Genomic DNA, 15,532 nt, shown 5'->3' with positions numbered 1-15,532 from the left:
CCGTACGCCTGGAAGGCCGCCTCCGGGTCGGCGAGCCCGCGCTCCGGCAGCGCCTCCAGCCTGGCCCGCACCCCGGCCCAGCGTGCCCGGGTGACCGCCCGCCACGCGGCGATCCAGCCGATCGCCCAGGTGCGGCTGCTGTTGACCTGGAGCGGCCCGGTGATCACCCCGATCGTCGCCGCGGTGACGTCGTACCACTCGAGCACGGTGTCCACCTGGGATCCGCGCGCGGATGCGACGCCGACGAGGCCGGGTGCGGCGAGGGTGGCCGCGCCGGCGCCGGCGCCGATCAGCAGGGTCCGGCGGCTGGGCCGGGTGTGGGGACGTGCGGAGGCCATGTGAGCTCCCGAGGTACGGGGGACGAGGTCACGTCAGGCTAACCTAGTAAACCTATCGGCTCAATAGGTTATTGACGGCCCGAACGAGGAGGCCGGAACGGACGCCGTCTTAACCGAAACCGGAGGTTGCCTTAACCACGGCACAGGCAGTCGCGCCCTACGGTCGGAACGTCACGTCCAGTAGGGACACGGGGAGTTTCAGTGATCAAACGTCATGTCGCACGCATCGCCGTCGCGGGGGTGATCGCACTGCTGGTCCCGGCCTTCGCCGCTCCGGCGAGTGCGGAGTTCAGCCTGGCGGTGGTGAACGACGACTTCGCCGCGGCGCTGCCGGTCGACGCGCTGCCGTACGCGAACGTCCAGGACCTCAGCACCGCGACCGCGGAGGACGGCGAGCCGACGTCCTGCTTCGGCTCCACCCGCACGGTGTGGTACTCCTACACGCCGACCAGCACCGGCATGGTCACGGCCGGCACCGGCCCAGACTACCCGGGCATCGCGGTCTACACGGGAAGCTCGCTGGACAGTCTCACCGAGGTGTTCTGCCGGCCGCTGTACGGCTACGCGCCGGTGACCTTCGAGGCCCGGGCCGGCACGACCTACCTGTTCCGGACCGGGGCGGACTTCGCCGAGCAGGTCACCTTCCGGCTCGACGTCGCGCCGGAACCGGAGGTGGACTTCTCACCCCCCGGGTACGAGCCCAGCGTTTTCGACATGGTCTCCTTCTGGCCCTCGGTCCACGATCCGGCCGGCCTGGGGATCGCCTCCTACCGCTGGGAGTTCGGCGACGGCACCACGTCGGACGCCCAGTTCCCGCGCCACCGGTTCACCGCCGACGGCGACTACAGCGTCCGGCTCACGGCGCGGACGGTCGACGGGCGGAGCGCGTCGGCCTCGCACCCGGTCGTGGTGCGTACCCACGACGTGTCGATCGACCGGCTCGGCGTGCCGTCGACCGCCCGGGTCGGGCAGACCGTCACCGTCACCGTCTCCGTCCGGAACACCCGGTACGCCGAGAACGTCGAGGTCCGTCTCGACCGGGGTGGGCCGTTCGGATACGAGCAGGTCGGGGTCGATACGCAGCCGGTTCCGGTGATGGCGGCGGGCAGGAGCACCACCTTCTCGTTCGACTACACGGTCACGGCGGACGACCGGGCCGCCGGGAAGATCACCTTCCGGGCGGTGGCCGCGGTGCTGCAGAACCGGGACGCGCTCCCGGCCGACAACGAGTTGCTCTCGACCCCGGTGCGGGTGAGCTGAGCCGGTGCCGCCATCACGGGGGTGAGCGACGGGAGGCGCGGCAGGTGGCGGTGCCCGGGGACACCGGACACCGCCACCCAAGCGGTCCGCGGTCGGTCAGGAGACGGGTTGCGCGGCCTGGGCGGGCGACGCGGGCCGGGCCGGCGGCGCCGCCGTGGCGGCGGCCCAGCCGGTGGTGATCAGCAGGAGGGCCGCCGCGTAGGTGGTCATCACCAGGAGGTCCCGTCCGGGGAAGTCACTGCCCGCCGCCCCGACGCCGATCAGCAGGTCGGAGACGAGGAAGAGTGCCCCGCCGGCCGCCGTGCGCCGGGACACCCCGGCCGCGGTGGCGGCCATCAGGGACAGCGCCAGGCTGTAGCCGAGCACCGGCAGCCGCAACGCACCGAGGGCGTTCCAGAGCAGCGCGTTCGCGCCGGCCCAGACGAGCAGGTAGCCGACGGCCGCCGCCATCGGGGGCCGGCGGTGGCGGAGGAAGGCGGTGAGGAAGGCGACCTGGGTGACCAGGAAGCACCCCATGCCGGCCAGGAACGGGGCCTGCCCCGGCACGAGCAGCGCCACGTCGCCCGCGGTGGCGGCGACCAGGCCCACCGCCGCCGCGTCCACCCGGCGCCTCCGGTCACACAGGTACGCCAGCAGCAGCGGGGCCAGCAGCGGCTTGGCCAGCCACTGCGTCGGCGTCGAGTCGAGCGCCACCCCGACCAGTTCGACCAGGGCGACGACCCCGAACAGGGCCAACCAGGGGCGTCTCACCGGGCCGGCTGCCAACCGGGCCGGCCGAAGAGGTAGCCGAGCCGGTGCCGCCACGAGGTGGCGTGCCGGACGTCGGACCAGATCGCGGCGAACTCGTGGGTGGCCACCCGCAGCGGGTTGTAGGTCTGGATGTTCTTGGTCAGCCCGTACCGGGCCGGGGCCCGCTCGGGCTCGAAGGAGGCGAAAAGCCGGTCCCAGACGATGAGGATGCCGCCGTAGTTGCGGTCCAGGTACTCGGCGTTCGACCCGTGGTGCACCCGGTGGTGCGAGGGCGTGTTGAAGACGAACTCGATCGGCCGCGCCAGCACGCCCACCCGCTCGGTGTGCAGGAAGAACTGGTAGAGCAGGCTGATCGACTGCTGCAGGAAGATCATCCACGGCGGGATGCCGAGCAGCGCCAGGGGCAGCCAGAACGGCAACGAGGTCATCGGCGTCCAGCTCTGCCGCAGCGCAGTGGAGAGGTTGTAGTAGACGCTGGAGTGGTGCACCACGTGACTGGCCCAGAGCACGCGGACCTCGTGGTGCAGCCGGTGGAACCAGTAGTAGGCGAGGTCGTCGGCGAAGAAGACGATCACCCAGGTCCACCAGTGGCCGGGGGAGAGGTGCACCGGCGCGACCACCCACAGTGCGGCGTAGATGCCGACGGTGAGCAGCTTCCAGGGAAAGCCGATGATCTGGCTGCCCAGCCCCATCGAGAGGCTGGTGGTGGTGTCGCGCAGCTCGTAGCCGCGCTCGTCGTCGTCGGGGAGGAAGCGGTAGGAGACCGCCTCGATGATGATCAGGAGGAGGAACGCCGGGACGGCGTAGAGCACGGCGGGGATCACGCTCGGGCTTCCCTTCTGGCGGCGGGGGTGGTGGGGGTGACCGGGGCGGTCAGCAGGGCCCGGGCGTGGCGGGCGGCTGCCGTACCCTGGCCGGCCGCGATCGCGGCGGCGAGCCGGCGGTGGCCGGCGACGTCGAGCAGCTCGGCGGCCCGGGCGTCCGGGGGGACGTCGCCGACCGCGAAGGTGCCGGCCACCAGGCTGTTGAACGCCAGCAGGTAGGCGATGTTGCCGCTGCCCCGGACGATCAGCCACCAGATCGCGATGTTGGCCTCGTTCATCAGGTCCAGGTCGGGGGCGAGCGTGCCGTACTCGTCGGCCGCCCGGACCAGCTCGGCGGTGACCTCCGGGTCGCCGCGCTCCGCGCAGAGCCGCGCCGCGTCGATGCCGACGCAGGCCCGCATCTCCAGCATGTCGCGGACCAGCGTGTCGACCGGGAGTACGTCAGCCGAGCGGGCCAGCGACAGCGCCAGGTCCAGCCCGGCGTGCACCCGCCAGTCGAGCACCCGGGTCGCGCCGCCCTGGCTGACCCGGACCAGGCCGAGTTGCTGGAGCCGGCGCAGCGCCTCCCGGACGGCGTGCCGGTTCACCGCGAAGGCGGCGGCCAGCTCCCGCTCGCCGGGCAGGGTCTCCTCCGGCCGGTAGCGACCGCTGACGATCGCGTCGCGGAGCTGGCCGAAGACGTGGTCGGAGACCGAGGCGCGGGGGACGGGGGCGAAGGCCATGGGCAGCAGTGTGGCCCCGCACACATCAACTCGTCAACTGGTTGGACCAGTCGCGTTTCCAGGTGGCCGCCATCGGTCCGACCGGTCGGTGCCGCCACCGTCACGCCTCGTATCCTTTCCGCCGGAACACCCCGCGAACTGGTGGAAGGGAGTCGGTGTGAGCGACCGGGTAGAGACGTTGGAGTTCCAGGCCGAGGCCCGTCAGCTGCTCCAGCTGATGGTGCACTCGATCTACTCGAACAAGGACGTCTTCCTGCGCGAACTGATCTCGAACGCCTCCGACGCGCTGGACAAGCTGCGCCTGGAGTCGCTGGTCGACAAGGACCTCCAGGTCGACACCGCCGACCTGCACATCGAAATCGAGGTCGACAAGGACGCCCGCACGCTGACCGTGCGGGACAACGGGATCGGCATGTCCCGCGACGAGGTGGTCGCGCTGATCGGCACGATCGCCAAGTCCGGCACCGCCGAACTCCTGCGCAAGCTGCGCGAGTCGAAGGACGCCGCCGCCTCGCAGGAGCTGATCGGTCAGTTCGGCGTCGGGTTCTACGCGACCTTCATGGTCGCCGACCGGGTGACCCTGCTGACCCGCCGCGTCGGGCAGGCCGGCGGCACCCGCTGGGAGTCCACCGGCGAGGGCACCTACTCGGTCGAGGCCGTCGACACCGCGCCGCAGGGCACCTCCGTCACCCTGCACCTCAAGCCGGTCGACACCGAGGACAACCTGCACGACTACACGGCCGAGTGGACCATCCGCGAGATCGTCAAGCGCTACTCCGACTTCATCGCCTGGCCGATCCGGATGACCGTGGAGAAGCCGGGCGAGGACGGCGCGACCACCCGCGAGGAGCAGACGCTCAACTCGATGAAGGCGCTCTGGGCGCGCGCGAAGGACGAGGTCGACGAGGCCGAGTACAAGGAGTTCTACCGGCACGTCGCGCACGACTGGGCCGACCCCCTCGAGACCATCCACATGCGCGGCGAGGGCACCTTCGAGTACGAGGCGCTACTCTTCCTGCCCTCGCACGCCCCGCTCGACCTGTTCTCCCCGCAGGGCCGCCGCGGCGTGCAGCTCTACGTCAAGCGCGTGTTCATCATGGACGACTGCGACGCGCTGATGCCCAACTACCTGCGCTTCGTCAAGGGCGTGGTGGACGCGCACGACCTGTCGCTGAACATCTCCCGGGAGATCCTCCAGCAGGACCGGCAGATCCGCGCCGTGCGCCGCCGCCTGGTGAAGAAGGTCCTCGCCACCCTCAAGGAGCTCTCCGCCGAGTCGTACCGCACCTTCTGGTCGGAGTTCGGCGCGGTGGTCAAGGAGGGCCTGCTGGAGGACCCGGACAACACCGAGGCCCTGCTGGATCTCGTCCGGGCGGCCAGCACTCACGACCCGGCCGAGCTGACCACGCTGCGCGACTACGTCGAGCGGATGAAGGACGGCCAGACCGAGATCTACTACGCCACCGGCGAGAACCGGGCCACCATCGAGAACTCCCCGCACCTGGAGGCGTTCCGCGCCAAGGGCTACGAGGTGCTGATCCTCACCGACCCGGTCGACGAGGTGTGGGTCGAGCGGGTGGGCGCGTACGACGGGAAGACGCTGCGCTCGGTCGCCAAGGGCCAGGTCGACCTGGAGACCGACGAGGAGAAGGAGCAGGCCGAGGCCGAGCGGCAGGAGTACGCCGACCTGCTCACCTGGATGACCGGCGCGCTCGCCGACAGCGTCAAGGAGGTCCGGCTCTCCACCCGGCTCACCACCTCGCCGGCCTGCGTGGTGGGCGACGCGCACGACATGACGCCCACGCTGGAGAAGATGTACCGGGCCATGGGGCAGGAGGTGCCCCGGGTCAAGCGGATCCTGGAGCTCAACCCGACCCACCCCCTCGTCACCGGGCTGCGCAAGGCGCACGAGCAGGGCGGCGACAGCAGCGCGCTGACCGAGACCGCCGAGCTGTTGCACGGCATGGCGCTGCTGGCCGAGGGTGGCGAGCTGGCCGATCCGGCCCGGTTCACCCGGATCCTCGCCGACCGGCTCGCCCGGAGCCTGTAGGCCGGGCGACCCGCCGGGACGTGGATGTCCTCCACGTCCCGGCGGTCAGCCGCGGATCAGCCGGTCCAGGTGGGCCGACTCGTCCGGCGCCGGCTTCGCGCATCCCGGCTCAGGGCAGGTCGGGGTAGAGGGCGGGGACGCCGCCGGACAGGCCGGCGAGGACCCGCCGGGAGGTCTCGTCGGCGACGATCTCGTACCGGTCGGCCTCGATGCCGTCGACCGCGATGCGGGCGATCTCCGCCGGGTCGGACTTGGGCACGTCCAGGCGGGCCGTCATGTCGGTGTCCATGTAGCCCACGTGCAGCCCGGCGACCCGCACACCCCGGTCGGCGAGCTGCGCGCGCAGCGCGTTGGTCATCGCCCACTCCGCCGACTTGGCCGCGCTGTACGCGCCGACGCCGGGGAAGGCGATCCAGGAGAGCACGGAGAGGACGTTCAGCACGGTGCCGCCGCCGTTGGCGGCGATCCGCGGGGCGAACGCCCGGACCATCTCCAGGGTGCCGAAGTAGTGGGTCTCCATCTCCAGCCGGACCAGCGCCGGGTCGGCGTCGAGCAGGTCCGCTCCGGTGCCCGAGCCGGCGTTGTTGACCAGCAGGGTCACGTCGCCGGCCAGCTCGGCGGCGGCGGCCACCGACGCGGGGTCGGTGATGTCCAGCCGCACCGGGGTGACGCCCGGCAGGTCGACGGTGTCCGGGTTGCGCGCGCCGGCGTAGACGGTGGCGCCCCGGGCCAGCAGCTCGGCGGCCAGGTGCCGGCCGAAGCCCCGGTTGGCCCCGGTGACCAGGGCGGTGCGTCCAGCGATCTTCATGTCTTGCTCCTGAGGGTGTGGAAGGGAGGTCACGCTTTCCGCAGGCCCGGGCCGGGCAGCACGGCCACCTCGTCGGGCGGGACGTCGTGCCCGACGTCGCAGCGCAGCCGCACCTGCACGGCCGCCCCGCAGTCGCGGTGGGTCACCGTGACCGACGGGCCGGTGTCGTCGACGGCGTACGCGTCGCCCCACTGACGCAGGGCGGCGAGCACCGGCAGCAGGTCCCGCCCCTTGGCGGTGAGCAGGTACTCGTCCCGGGTGCGCTGACCGGGCTCGCGGTAGGGCCGCCGCTCCAGCAGCCCGTCGGCGACCAGCTGCTTGAGGCGGGCGGCGGCCACCGGCTCGCTGACGCCGGCCCGGCGGGCGAAGTCGTCGAAGCGGCGGGTGCCGAAGGACGCCTCGCGCAGCAGGAGCAGCGCGGTCCGGTTGCCCACCACGTCGAGCGCCCGGGCGATCGAGCAGTTCGCGGTGGACCAGGCGTCGCGTTGCGCGAGGAAGTCCGTCATGCGGATGACGCTACCCCTCTGACTTAGGGAAACAAAAGTCAGCTATCTCACGCGGGGGTGCGCCGGCGAGCGGGAATAGCCCGTCTCAGACCTGGCCGGCGTAGAAGCCGTGCCGGGCCAGCGGCTCGACGATCACCCGCTCCTCCCACGACAGGTGCGACAGCAGGGTGTCGGTGAGGACGTCCACGGCCTTCTGCACCTCGGTGAAGTCGCCCGGGTTGCGGATCAGGTCGACCAGGGCCCGGTCCACGCCCTCGACCACGTCGTGGATCACCACGTGCTCCGCTTCCAGCCGGTCGAGCACGGGGCCGAGCCCCGGGTCCGCGCGCCGCAGGTGCGGGAAGATCGAGTTGTCCTCCAGCCCGTGGTGCTGGGTCACCGCCGTGCAGTACGCGGCGCAGTACGCTCCCAGCGTCCAGTTGTTCTGCCGCATGGTGAGCTGGTTGAGCACGGCCCGCGCGGCGCCGGCGGAGACCACCCCGCGTCGGACCTGTTCGAGCAGGTCACGAACCTGGGCCAGCTCCTGTCGCAGATGGTCGTGCACGTCGACGAGGTGCGCGCCGACGGCCTGGGCGTGCGGGGTGTAGACGTGGCCGTCCGGTGCCGGCGGCGCGGCCGGGCGGGTGGACTCGTCCCAGAGCCGGTGGTCGGTCAGCCGTACCCCGGGGTCGGGGGTGGGGGTGACCGCGAGCGCGGTGGCGCCGCCGGCCTCGACCGCCTCGCGCTGCTCCTCGGCGGCACCGGCCCGGGAGCCGGGCTCGGCGCGTTCGGCGCCGACCAGCTCCCGCACCGCGGGCGCGACCTCCTGGGCGAAGAGCTGGATCGTGGTCGGGTCGTCGGCGCCCAGGACGAACGTGGAGACGCCGTGGTCGAGGGCCAGCCCGGCCAGCTCCTCCACCCACTGCTCGGGGGGCCCGGCCAGGAAGCCGCTGGAGGAGCGGACGAACCGACCGTTGATGTTCAGCAGCCGACGTACCGACCGGGGGTCGCGCCCCGCCGCCTCGGCGCTCTCGTCGATCACCGCGTTCATCGCCGGCAGCTCGACCGGCCCGTTCGGCAGGTACGCCAGCGACGGCAGCCAGCCGTCCGCCGCGCGCCCCACCAGCCGCAGCATCCGGGGCTTGTACGCGCCGACCCAGATCTCCACCGGGTGCGCCGGGGCCGGCCCGCGCTTCGCCCCGACCACCCGGTAGTGCTCGCCCTCGACGCGGACCATCCCGCGCCGCTCGGTGTCCCACACCTCGCGGATCACTCGGATCGCCTCGTCGAGGGCGTCCACCGCCTGCCCGGCGCTGAGCCGTCGCCCGCCGACCGCCTCGATCGCCTCCCAGAACGCGCCGGCGCCGAGGCCCAGCTCCACCCGGCCGCCGCTGAGCAGGTCCAGGCTGGCGACGCTCCGGGCCAGCACCACCGGTTGGCGCAGGGGCAGGTTCAGCACATTGCCGGCCAACCGGATGCGACTGGTCGCCGCGGCCAGGTAGGACATCAGCGTCCAGGTGTCCAGGAAACCCGGCTGGTAGGGGTGGTCCTGAAAGGTGACCAGGTCCAGGTTGACCTGATCGCAGAGCTTGGCCAGGGCCACCACCTGCTCGAACCGGCCGGCGGTGGGTGTGACGAAGCCGCCGAAGGCCAGCTCGTGTCCGTAGTCGGTCATGCCGTCCCGCCGCCTCCTGCCGATCTTGCGCGAACCCTGCCCACGGTAGTCCGGCCCGGCGCCGGCCCGCCGGGCGGTTCCGGAACCGGCAAGGATTGTTCACAGTCGATGCCCGCGGGCATAGGGTGCCGGTGAACGGCCTCAGCGTTCCTCCGGGAAGGAGCGACCCGTGATCCGTCACCACCGCCGCCACTGTCCCCTCGGTCTTGCCCTCCTGCTCGTCGCCGTCACCGCCCTGGCCGTGCCCGCGCCGGCCACCGCGGCCGGCCTGCCCTACCAGGACCCGACGCTGCCCGTCGCCACCCGCGTCGCCGACCTGCTCGCCCGGATGACCCTGGACGAGAAGCTCGGCCAGATGACGCAGGCCGAGCGCGGCTCGGTCACCGCGAGCGACCTCACCACGTACCGGCTCGGCTCGGTCCTCTCCGGCGGCGGCTCCGCGCCCACGCCCAACACCGCCGCGTCCTGGGCCGACATGTACGACGGCTTCCAGCGCGCGGCTCTCGCCACCCCGCTCGGCATCCCGATGATCTACGGCGTCGACGCCGTGCACGGGCACAACAACGTGTACGGGGCGACGATCTTCCCGCACAACATCGGCCTCGGCGCGACCCGCGACCCGGCGCTGGTGCAGCAGATCGGCCAGGCCGTCGCCGAGGAGATCACCGGCACCGGGGTGGACTGGAACTTCGCGCCCTGCCTCTGCGTCGCCCGCAACGACCGGTGGGGCCGCACCTACGAATCGTTCGGCGAGACTCCGGACCTGCCGTCGAACCTGTCCACTCTGATCACCGGCCTGCAGGGCAGCAGCCTCGGCGGAACCACCTCGGTGCTCGCCACCGCCAAGCACTACATTGGCGACGGCGGCACCACCGGCGGCGACGACCAGGGAAACACCCAGCTCAGCGAGGCCGAACTGCGGGCCATTCACCTGCCCCCGTTCCAGGCGGCCGTGCAGCGCGGGGTCGGCTCGGTGATGATCTCCTACAGCAGCTGGAACGGCATGAAGCTGCACGGCCACCAGTACCTGATCACCACGGTCCTCAAGGGAGAGCTGGGTTTCTCCGGGTTCGTCGTCTCCGACTGGAACGGCATCGACCAGATCGACGGCGCCGCCGGCTTCACCGCGGCCGAGGTCAGCACGGCGATCAACGCCGGCATCGACATGGTGATGGTCCCCACGGCCTGGAAGACCTTCCTCAGCACGCTGCGCGCCGAGGTGCAGAACGACCACGTGCCGATGAGCCGGATCGACGACGCCAACCGGCGCATCCTCACCAAGAAGTTCGAGCTGGGCCTCTTCGAGCGGCCGTACACCGACCGGAGCTGGACCCCGACGGTGGGCAACGCCGCGCACCGGGCCCTGGCCCGGCAGGCCGTCCGCCAGTCACAGGTGCTGCTGAAGAACAACGCCGGCGTCCTGCCGTTGGCCCGGGACAACAACAAGATCTTCGTGGCCGGCAAGAGCGCCGACAACATCGGCAACGCCAGCGGCGGCTGGACGATCTCCTGGCAGGGCTCGTCGGGCGCGATCACCCCCGGCACCACCATCCTGCAGGGCATCCGGGCCACGGTGGGTCCGACCACGACGGTCACCTACAACCAGCGCGGCACCGGCATCGACGGCACCTACCGGGCCGCGATCGCCGTGGTCGGCGAGACACCGTACGCCGAGGGCCAGGGCGACCGCACCGGCAGCATGAGCCTGGACCGGGACGACCTGCGGACCATCGCGACCCTGCGGAACGCGGGCGTGCCGGTGATCGTGGTGCTGGTCTCCGGCCGGCCGATGGACATCTCGGCCGAGCTGCCCCGATGGGACGCGCTGCTGGCCGCCTGGCTCCCCGGCACCGAGGGCGGCGGCGTGGCCGACGTCCTCTTCGGGGGGTACGCGCCGACCGGGAAACTGCCCATGACCTGGATGAACTCGGTCAGCCAGCAGCCCATCAACGCCGGCGACGGGCAGGTCCCGCTCTTCCCGCAGGGCTACGGCCTGACCTACTGAGCCGCGACTCATAAGGCACCTTCGGACGGTGCGCAACTCGGACGGAGGGACCTTCGCTCGGCCGGGTGAAGAACTTCACAAGAGGTGGGCGATGGGCGGAAACCCTTCCTAACGTCGTATCCGTTCGCGATCGCGGACACCACGGGCCGGTAACGCCTAATCCCGCCGCCGGCCCGGCGGTACCTGGACCTCGGGCGGGAGCGGGGGACCCACACGTTCCTCGGTGCACGACACCTCGGGGTGAAGCCGCCTCCGGCGGCCGGGCTCCTCGGCCCGAACCCGACAGCTCACCTCGTCGGCGTGGAGGAAACCCACATGGCAACTGAATACGTCGCCCGTCATCGACGGACCGCTCAGCGACGCACCGCCGTCGGCGCACTCGTCGTCGGCGCCGCCACCGGCGCGGCCGCCCTGCTCGGCCCGGCCGCTCCGGCCAGCGCCGCCGCCGTGAACTGGGACGCCGTCGCACAGTGCGAGTCCGGCGGCAACTGGCACATCAACACCGGCAACGGCTACTACGGCGGGCTCCAGTTCTCCCGCAGCACCTGGAACGGCTACGGCGGCCAGAAGTACGCCAGCCGGGCCGACCTGGCCAGCCGCAGCGAGCAGATCGCCATCGCCGAGAAGGTCCTCGACGGGCAGGGCATCGGCGCCTGGCCGGTCTGCGGCAAGAAGGGCGGCTCCACCAAGAAGTACGCCAGCAAGGACTCGGGCTCGACGAGGTCCACGAAGAAGGCCACCACGGAGCGGTCGTCGCGCGGCGACCGGCCGGCCACCCGCAGCGAGCGGCGCAGCGCGCCCAGCACCGGCGGCGCCGGCAGCTACCTGGTCCAGCCCGGGGACACCCTCTCCGAGATCGCCGACGCGAAGAACGTCGCCGGCGGTTGGCACGCTCTCTACGAGCGCAACAAGGGCGTGGTCGGCGGCGACCCCGGCCTGATCTTCCCGGGTCAGCGGCTGCGCCTGCGCTGAGACCCCACCGCACCACGAACGCCCGGCCGGGGTTCCCGGCCGGGCGTTCGGTTGCGTCGGGGCCGGTTGCTATCGTCACGGTGCTCGGAAAGACGTGAAGAAAGCGCGGATATGACCAACGACCCGTTCTCCGCGGCCGCGAGCCTCGACGAGCTGCTGACCAGGACGCAACAGGCACTGTCCGCGATGCGGTCCCGGGCCGCCGAGCACACCGACGGCGCGCCGGCCGAGCTGCTCCGGGCCGAGGGCGCCGCGGCCGGCGGCCGGGTCCGTGCCGTCGCCGTCCAGGGTGGCCGGCTGGAGTCCGTCACCGTCGACCCGGGGTTGGCCGGGGAGCCCCTGGAGACCGTCTGCGGGCACGTGGTGGCGGCCGTGAACGCCGCCCTCACCGAGCTGGACGCCCGGGTCAGCGCCTCGGCCCAGGCCGACGTGGACGCCCTCGCCGCGCGGCTCGGCGGCCTGCCGGAGCAGTCCGCCCGGGACATGGAGCGGTTCAGCCGGGCGATGGAGGGCGTCGCGGCCCGGATCCGCCGCGACGGCGCCGGTTCCCGCCCGGCCTGACGCCGCGCGGATCCGCAGTTCCCGGACCCGCTCCCAGCTACGGCGGAGACGACGAAGCGGCCGGCCGTCGGGAGGACGACGGCCGGCCGCTCCGGTGTGGTCAGCTCAGCGTGACCGCGGTGTCGTCGACGACGAAGGAGGTCTGCAGGGAGCTGTCCTCCACGCCGCTGAACGAGATGGTGGCGGTGGTGCCGGCCAGCGACGAGATGTCGAAGGACCGCTGCACGTAGCCGGTGGCCTTGTTGAGGTTGGAGTAGGTGGCCAGGGTGGTGCTGCCCGCCTTCACGGTCAGCTTGTCGTAGGCGGTGGTCGTGGTCGACTCCGCGCTGTCAATGTGCAGCCAGAAGCTCAACGTCGCCCGGCAGCCGGCCGGGATGGACACCGACTGGCTGAGGGTGTCGGTGTGCGTCGTGCCGTAGCCGTCGAGCCACGCCTTGTACGAGCCGCCGTGGGCCGCCTGGGCGGTGTCGTTCGTGATAACGCCCGAGCTGGCGGTCCAGTTCACGTTGCCGGACTCGAAGCCGGGGTTGGCCAGCTTCTGGCCGGTGCAGCTGCCCGACGGCGGGGTGGTCGTGGCGGTCGGCGTCGGGGTGCTGCCCGTGCAGGTCGCCTCACCGGTCTGCGCCGGCACGCTGATCGCGTTCCAGGCGGCCTTGACCGCGTTGAACTCGGTGCAGCTGGTCGGGTAGAGGTTCTTCGCCGCCTGCAGCGTCCAGACGCGGTACTTCAGGTACGAGGAGGACGAGGTCTTCAGCAGCATCGCGTTGTACATGATCTTCATGGCCTTCTGGATGCCCAGGCCGGTCACGCTGCTGCCGTTGCAGGTGGAGCTGGCGGGCTGGCCGTTGGTCGGGCTGCTGCCGTTGGCCAGCAGGTAGAACCAGTGGTTGCCCGGGCCCGCCGCGGCGTGCACCTCGGTGCTCGGGATGCTGCTCGAGTAGCAGTTCGGGTCGCCCAGCGCCGACGGGTTGTACATGTTGCGGATCGGGCCGCTGCCCACCAGGTTGACCTTCTCGCCGACCAGGAAGTCGGGAGCGTCGTAGCTGGACGGCTCGTTGGCGAACCACTCGGTGGCCGCGCCGAAGGTGTCGGCCACGAACTCCTGGGTGCCGGCGCCGGAGATGCCGCCCGGAGTGTGGTCGTCGATGCCGTGGCCGATCTCGTGGGCCACCACGTCGAGCGAGCCGATCCACTGGCCCGAGGTGTTCTTGCCGATCTGGACCTGGGTGCCGTCGTAGTAGGCGTTCTGGTCGTTCAGGCCCACCCGGATCGGCCAGTAGCCGCCGTTGCCGTCGGCGCCGTTGCGGCCCAGCCACTGGGCGAGCATCTTGTGCTCGGTCTGCGCGGCGAACAGCGCGTCGACGCAGCCGGTCTCCTTGTTGGTGGCGGTGCCGTTGCCCCAGACGTCGTCGGAGCCGCTGAACGTCGTGTTGGTCGCGGCGTCCTGGCAGCTCAGGTTGGTGACGGTCGGGTCCTTCATGGAGTACGTGCCGCCGGACTGCGTGGTGTTCAGGGTCAGCGGGCTGGGGCCGTTCCAGGCGCCGGTGCCGGTGCCGTGCACGACATGCTCCTGCGTCCGCAGCACCTTGCCGGTGCGGGCGTCGACGTCGACGGTGAGCCGGCTCGGGCCCTCGGCGTCGGTGCCGCGCACGGTGGTCTCCCAGGCCAGCGCCGGCTCGGCGCCGAGGGTGTAGACGACCAGGTTGGTGCCCTCGACGGTGCTGACCGTCTTGAGCTGGGCGCGCGCGGTCTTCGCCGCGGCGGCCGAGGTCAGCTTCGGCGTGGTGGCGAGGCTGCCGATGGCCTGCTGCTGCGCGACGGAGGCGTACTTCAGGTTGCCGGCCGTGTCGGTGGCCAGCACGAAGTCACCGCCGACCACGGGCAGGCCCTTGTAGGTGCGCTCGTAGGGCACGTACTGGATGCCCTCCGAGGAGATGACCGGCTTCTGCACGAAAGCGTCGTCGGCGCTGGCGTGCAGGTAGGCGGGCCGGTCGGCGACCAGCGCGCGGGCCGAGTCGGCGGCGATCGCGCGGGCCTGGGCGACGTCGGGGGCGGCGGGGCCGGGCGGCGCGGCCTGCACGGCCGCGGCCGTGCCGGCGGCGATCAGGCCGGCCGCCGCCGCGCCGGAGAGCGCGACGAGGCGAGGTGAGAGCTTCAACGGGGTTCGCTCCTGTTCCTAGGCGCGCCGCACGGAGCCCGGTGGGGACGGGCGGCGCGGTGAGGCGAGGCGGGGTGACGGTCGATCTCCGAGGCTGCCGGCGTGGCCCCGGTTCGACAGATCGACCGTCCCGAGCCGCCGGGGTCGGCGACTCGCTGGGGGCACAATCACACGGCCCACGGCCGGGATCAATGGGTGACCCGGGCAACCGACGCCGCGCGGTCACCTCGCCGTCGCCCGAAATTCAGGAAGCCATGATCTTCAATAGCCCCTGATCAGGCCTAATGTTGTCCGCGGTGGACGACCCCGTGTCTGATCTGCGTCGATTGCCGCTCTGCGCTCATGGAGCGCATTGGCCCTCGTCGAGACGGTGACCTTCCGGCACCTTCCCGGCCCGCCGGCCGGCGCCGATCAGCCGTCCGATGATCATCCGTTCGGCCCCCGCCACCGGGCGATCGACATGGTGCTCCCAAGCGGCTCCTGGGCGCCGGTAGGAATTCGCCGACCACTTTCGTCTACTCCGTAGAAAAGTAGTCGACGGACTGACGAAAGCTATGGACACGCTGAGAGGAAGTCAGTAGGGTCGCTGACTATCAATATGTTTCGTCGAGATGAACTACCGGCACGGTAGCTCTCGACGGTGGGCCCTCCGGGCGGCGCAACACGTCCGCGGACCCACGACCGGCCAGCCCCCTGGCCACCCCGGGTCGACGCCACCACGGCGGCCGAGCCTCACCGGCCGACCGATGCCCGTACCGACCAACCCATCAGCTCCGCAGTACCGCCGTGCCCGACGACCGTCGTCGGCTCGGTGGCGCTCCACCATCCACATTGGACGACCGTGGCCCGGGGCCACGGCCGGGGATCCCGTGCGGCCAGGGGAGGGGTCGCACGGACAACGCCGGCACCTCAGCTCCGCCGATC

At 71.7% G+C, this 15,532-nt stretch carries 12 protein-coding genes, 1 pseudogene and 1 riboswitch; of the genes and pseudogenes, 5 read left to right on the top strand and 8 right to left on the bottom strand.

The window, feature by feature from the left end:
* A pseudogene (locus tag AB0F68_RS25020) lies at positions 1-338 on the bottom strand (hypothetical protein); the annotation flags it as partial.
* A 201-nt stretch (positions 339-539) separates the two neighbouring features.
* Here AB0F68_RS25020 and AB0F68_RS25015 point away from each other — a divergent pair.
* Positions 540-1,598, top strand: a complete 1,059-nt coding sequence (locus AB0F68_RS25015; protein ID WP_357342421.1) for a PKD domain-containing protein — start codon at positions 540-542, stop codon at positions 1,596-1,598.
* Positions 1,599-1,694: 96 nt separating this feature from the next.
* On the opposite strand, the gene AB0F68_RS25010 is transcribed toward AB0F68_RS25015, so the two are convergent.
* From AB0F68_RS25010 to AB0F68_RS25000, 3 genes are read right to left on the bottom strand one after another with little or no spacing between them, the layout of a single operon-like run.
* Positions 1,695-2,348 carry a lysoplasmalogenase gene (locus tag AB0F68_RS25010; protein ID WP_357342419.1) on the bottom strand — a complete coding sequence of 218 codons (654 nt, stop codon included), beginning with the start codon at positions 2,346-2,348 and terminating at the stop codon, positions 1,695-1,697.
* Positions 2,345-3,172, bottom strand: coding sequence for a sterol desaturase family protein (locus tag AB0F68_RS25005; RefSeq protein WP_357342414.1), 828 nt, complete (start codon positions 3,170-3,172; stop codon positions 2,345-2,347). The genes AB0F68_RS25010 and AB0F68_RS25005 overlap by 4 nt, the downstream gene beginning before the upstream one ends.
* On the bottom strand, positions 3,169-3,894 hold the full coding sequence (locus AB0F68_RS25000; RefSeq protein WP_357342411.1) for a GntR family transcriptional regulator: 726 nt from the start codon (positions 3,892-3,894) through the stop codon (positions 3,169-3,171). Before AB0F68_RS25000 ends, AB0F68_RS25005 begins: the two co-directional genes overlap by 4 nt.
* Before the next feature lie 157 nt (positions 3,895-4,051).
* On the opposite strand from AB0F68_RS25000, the gene htpG reads away from it, so the two are divergent.
* Positions 4,052-5,944: a molecular chaperone HtpG gene (gene htpG, locus AB0F68_RS24995; RefSeq protein ID WP_357342408.1), complete on the top strand. Its 1,893-nt coding sequence runs from the start codon at positions 4,052-4,054 to the stop codon at positions 5,942-5,944.
* A 109-nt stretch (positions 5,945-6,053) separates the two neighbouring features.
* On the opposite strand, the gene AB0F68_RS24990 is transcribed toward htpG, so the two are convergent.
* From AB0F68_RS24990 to AB0F68_RS24980, 3 genes are all read right to left on the bottom strand, one after another.
* Complete coding sequence (locus AB0F68_RS24990) at positions 6,054-6,752, bottom strand: SDR family oxidoreductase (protein ID WP_357342405.1); 699 nt, start codon at positions 6,750-6,752, stop codon at positions 6,054-6,056.
* 29 nt (positions 6,753-6,781) lie between these two features.
* A complete protein-coding gene (locus tag AB0F68_RS24985) occupies positions 6,782-7,258 on the bottom strand; it encodes a helix-turn-helix domain-containing protein (RefSeq protein WP_357342403.1) in 477 nt (158 codons plus the stop codon).
* Positions 7,259-7,343: 85 nt separating this feature from the next.
* Positions 7,344-8,912, bottom strand: a complete 1,569-nt coding sequence (locus tag AB0F68_RS24980) for an LLM class flavin-dependent oxidoreductase (protein ID WP_357342400.1) — start codon at positions 8,910-8,912, stop codon at positions 7,344-7,346.
* Positions 8,913-9,081: 169 nt separating this feature from the next.
* On the opposite strand from AB0F68_RS24980, the gene AB0F68_RS24975 reads away from it, so the two are divergent.
* From AB0F68_RS24975 to AB0F68_RS24965, 3 genes are all read left to right on the top strand, one after another.
* Positions 9,082-10,917, top strand: coding sequence for a glycoside hydrolase family 3 N-terminal domain-containing protein (locus AB0F68_RS24975; protein WP_357342398.1), 1,836 nt, complete (start codon positions 9,082-9,084; stop codon positions 10,915-10,917).
* Between the two features lie 143 nt (positions 10,918-11,060).
* Positions 11,061-11,233: riboswitch (cyclic di-AMP (ydaO/yuaA leader) on the top strand.
* Positions 11,233-11,889, top strand: a complete 657-nt coding sequence (locus AB0F68_RS24970) for a transglycosylase family protein (RefSeq protein WP_357342396.1) — start codon at positions 11,233-11,235, stop codon at positions 11,887-11,889. Its footprint overlaps the riboswitch before it by 1 nt.
* Before the next feature lie 111 nt (positions 11,890-12,000).
* Positions 12,001-12,450: a YbaB/EbfC family nucleoid-associated protein gene (locus AB0F68_RS24965; protein WP_357342394.1), complete on the top strand. Its 450-nt coding sequence runs from the start codon at positions 12,001-12,003 to the stop codon at positions 12,448-12,450.
* Between the two features lie 100 nt (positions 12,451-12,550).
* Here the strand turns inward: AB0F68_RS24965 and AB0F68_RS24960 are convergent, their stop codons facing one another.
* Positions 12,551-14,608, bottom strand: coding sequence for a M4 family metallopeptidase (locus tag AB0F68_RS24960; protein ID WP_357342389.1), 2,058 nt, complete (start codon positions 14,606-14,608; stop codon positions 12,551-12,553).
* Between the last annotated feature and the right edge of the window lie 924 nt (positions 14,609-15,532).

Origin of the sequence: Micromonospora sp. NPDC023966, from assembly GCF_040639095.1 — a bacterium.
Classification (GTDB): Bacteria; Actinomycetota; Actinomycetes; order Mycobacteriales; family Micromonosporaceae; genus Micromonospora.
The sequence above is the reverse complement of the archived record's forward strand: the minus strand, read 5'-3'. Positions and strand labels throughout refer to the sequence as shown.

What these genes read in the sequence shown, in the direction of transcription:
- AB0F68_RS25000 (WP_357342411.1), bottom strand. Translation starts at nt 3,894, where the DNA reads ATGGCCTTCGCCCCCGTCCCCCGCGCCTCGGTCTCCGACCACGTCTTC.
- AB0F68_RS24990 (WP_357342405.1), bottom strand. Translation starts at nt 6,752, where the DNA reads ATGAAGATCGCTGGACGCACCGCCCTGGTCACCGGGGCCAACCGGGGC.
- AB0F68_RS24985 (WP_357342403.1), bottom strand. Translation starts at nt 7,258, where the DNA reads ATGACGGACTTCCTCGCGCAACGCGACGCCTGGTCCACCGCGAACTGC.
- AB0F68_RS24980 (WP_357342400.1), bottom strand. Translation starts at nt 8,912, where the DNA reads ATGACCGACTACGGACACGAGCTGGCCTTCGGCGGCTTCGTCACACCC.
- AB0F68_RS24970 (WP_357342396.1), top strand. Translation starts at nt 11,233, where the DNA reads ATGGCAACTGAATACGTCGCCCGTCATCGACGGACCGCTCAGCGACGC.
- AB0F68_RS24965 (WP_357342394.1), top strand. Translation starts at nt 12,001, where the DNA reads ATGACCAACGACCCGTTCTCCGCGGCCGCGAGCCTCGACGAGCTGCTG.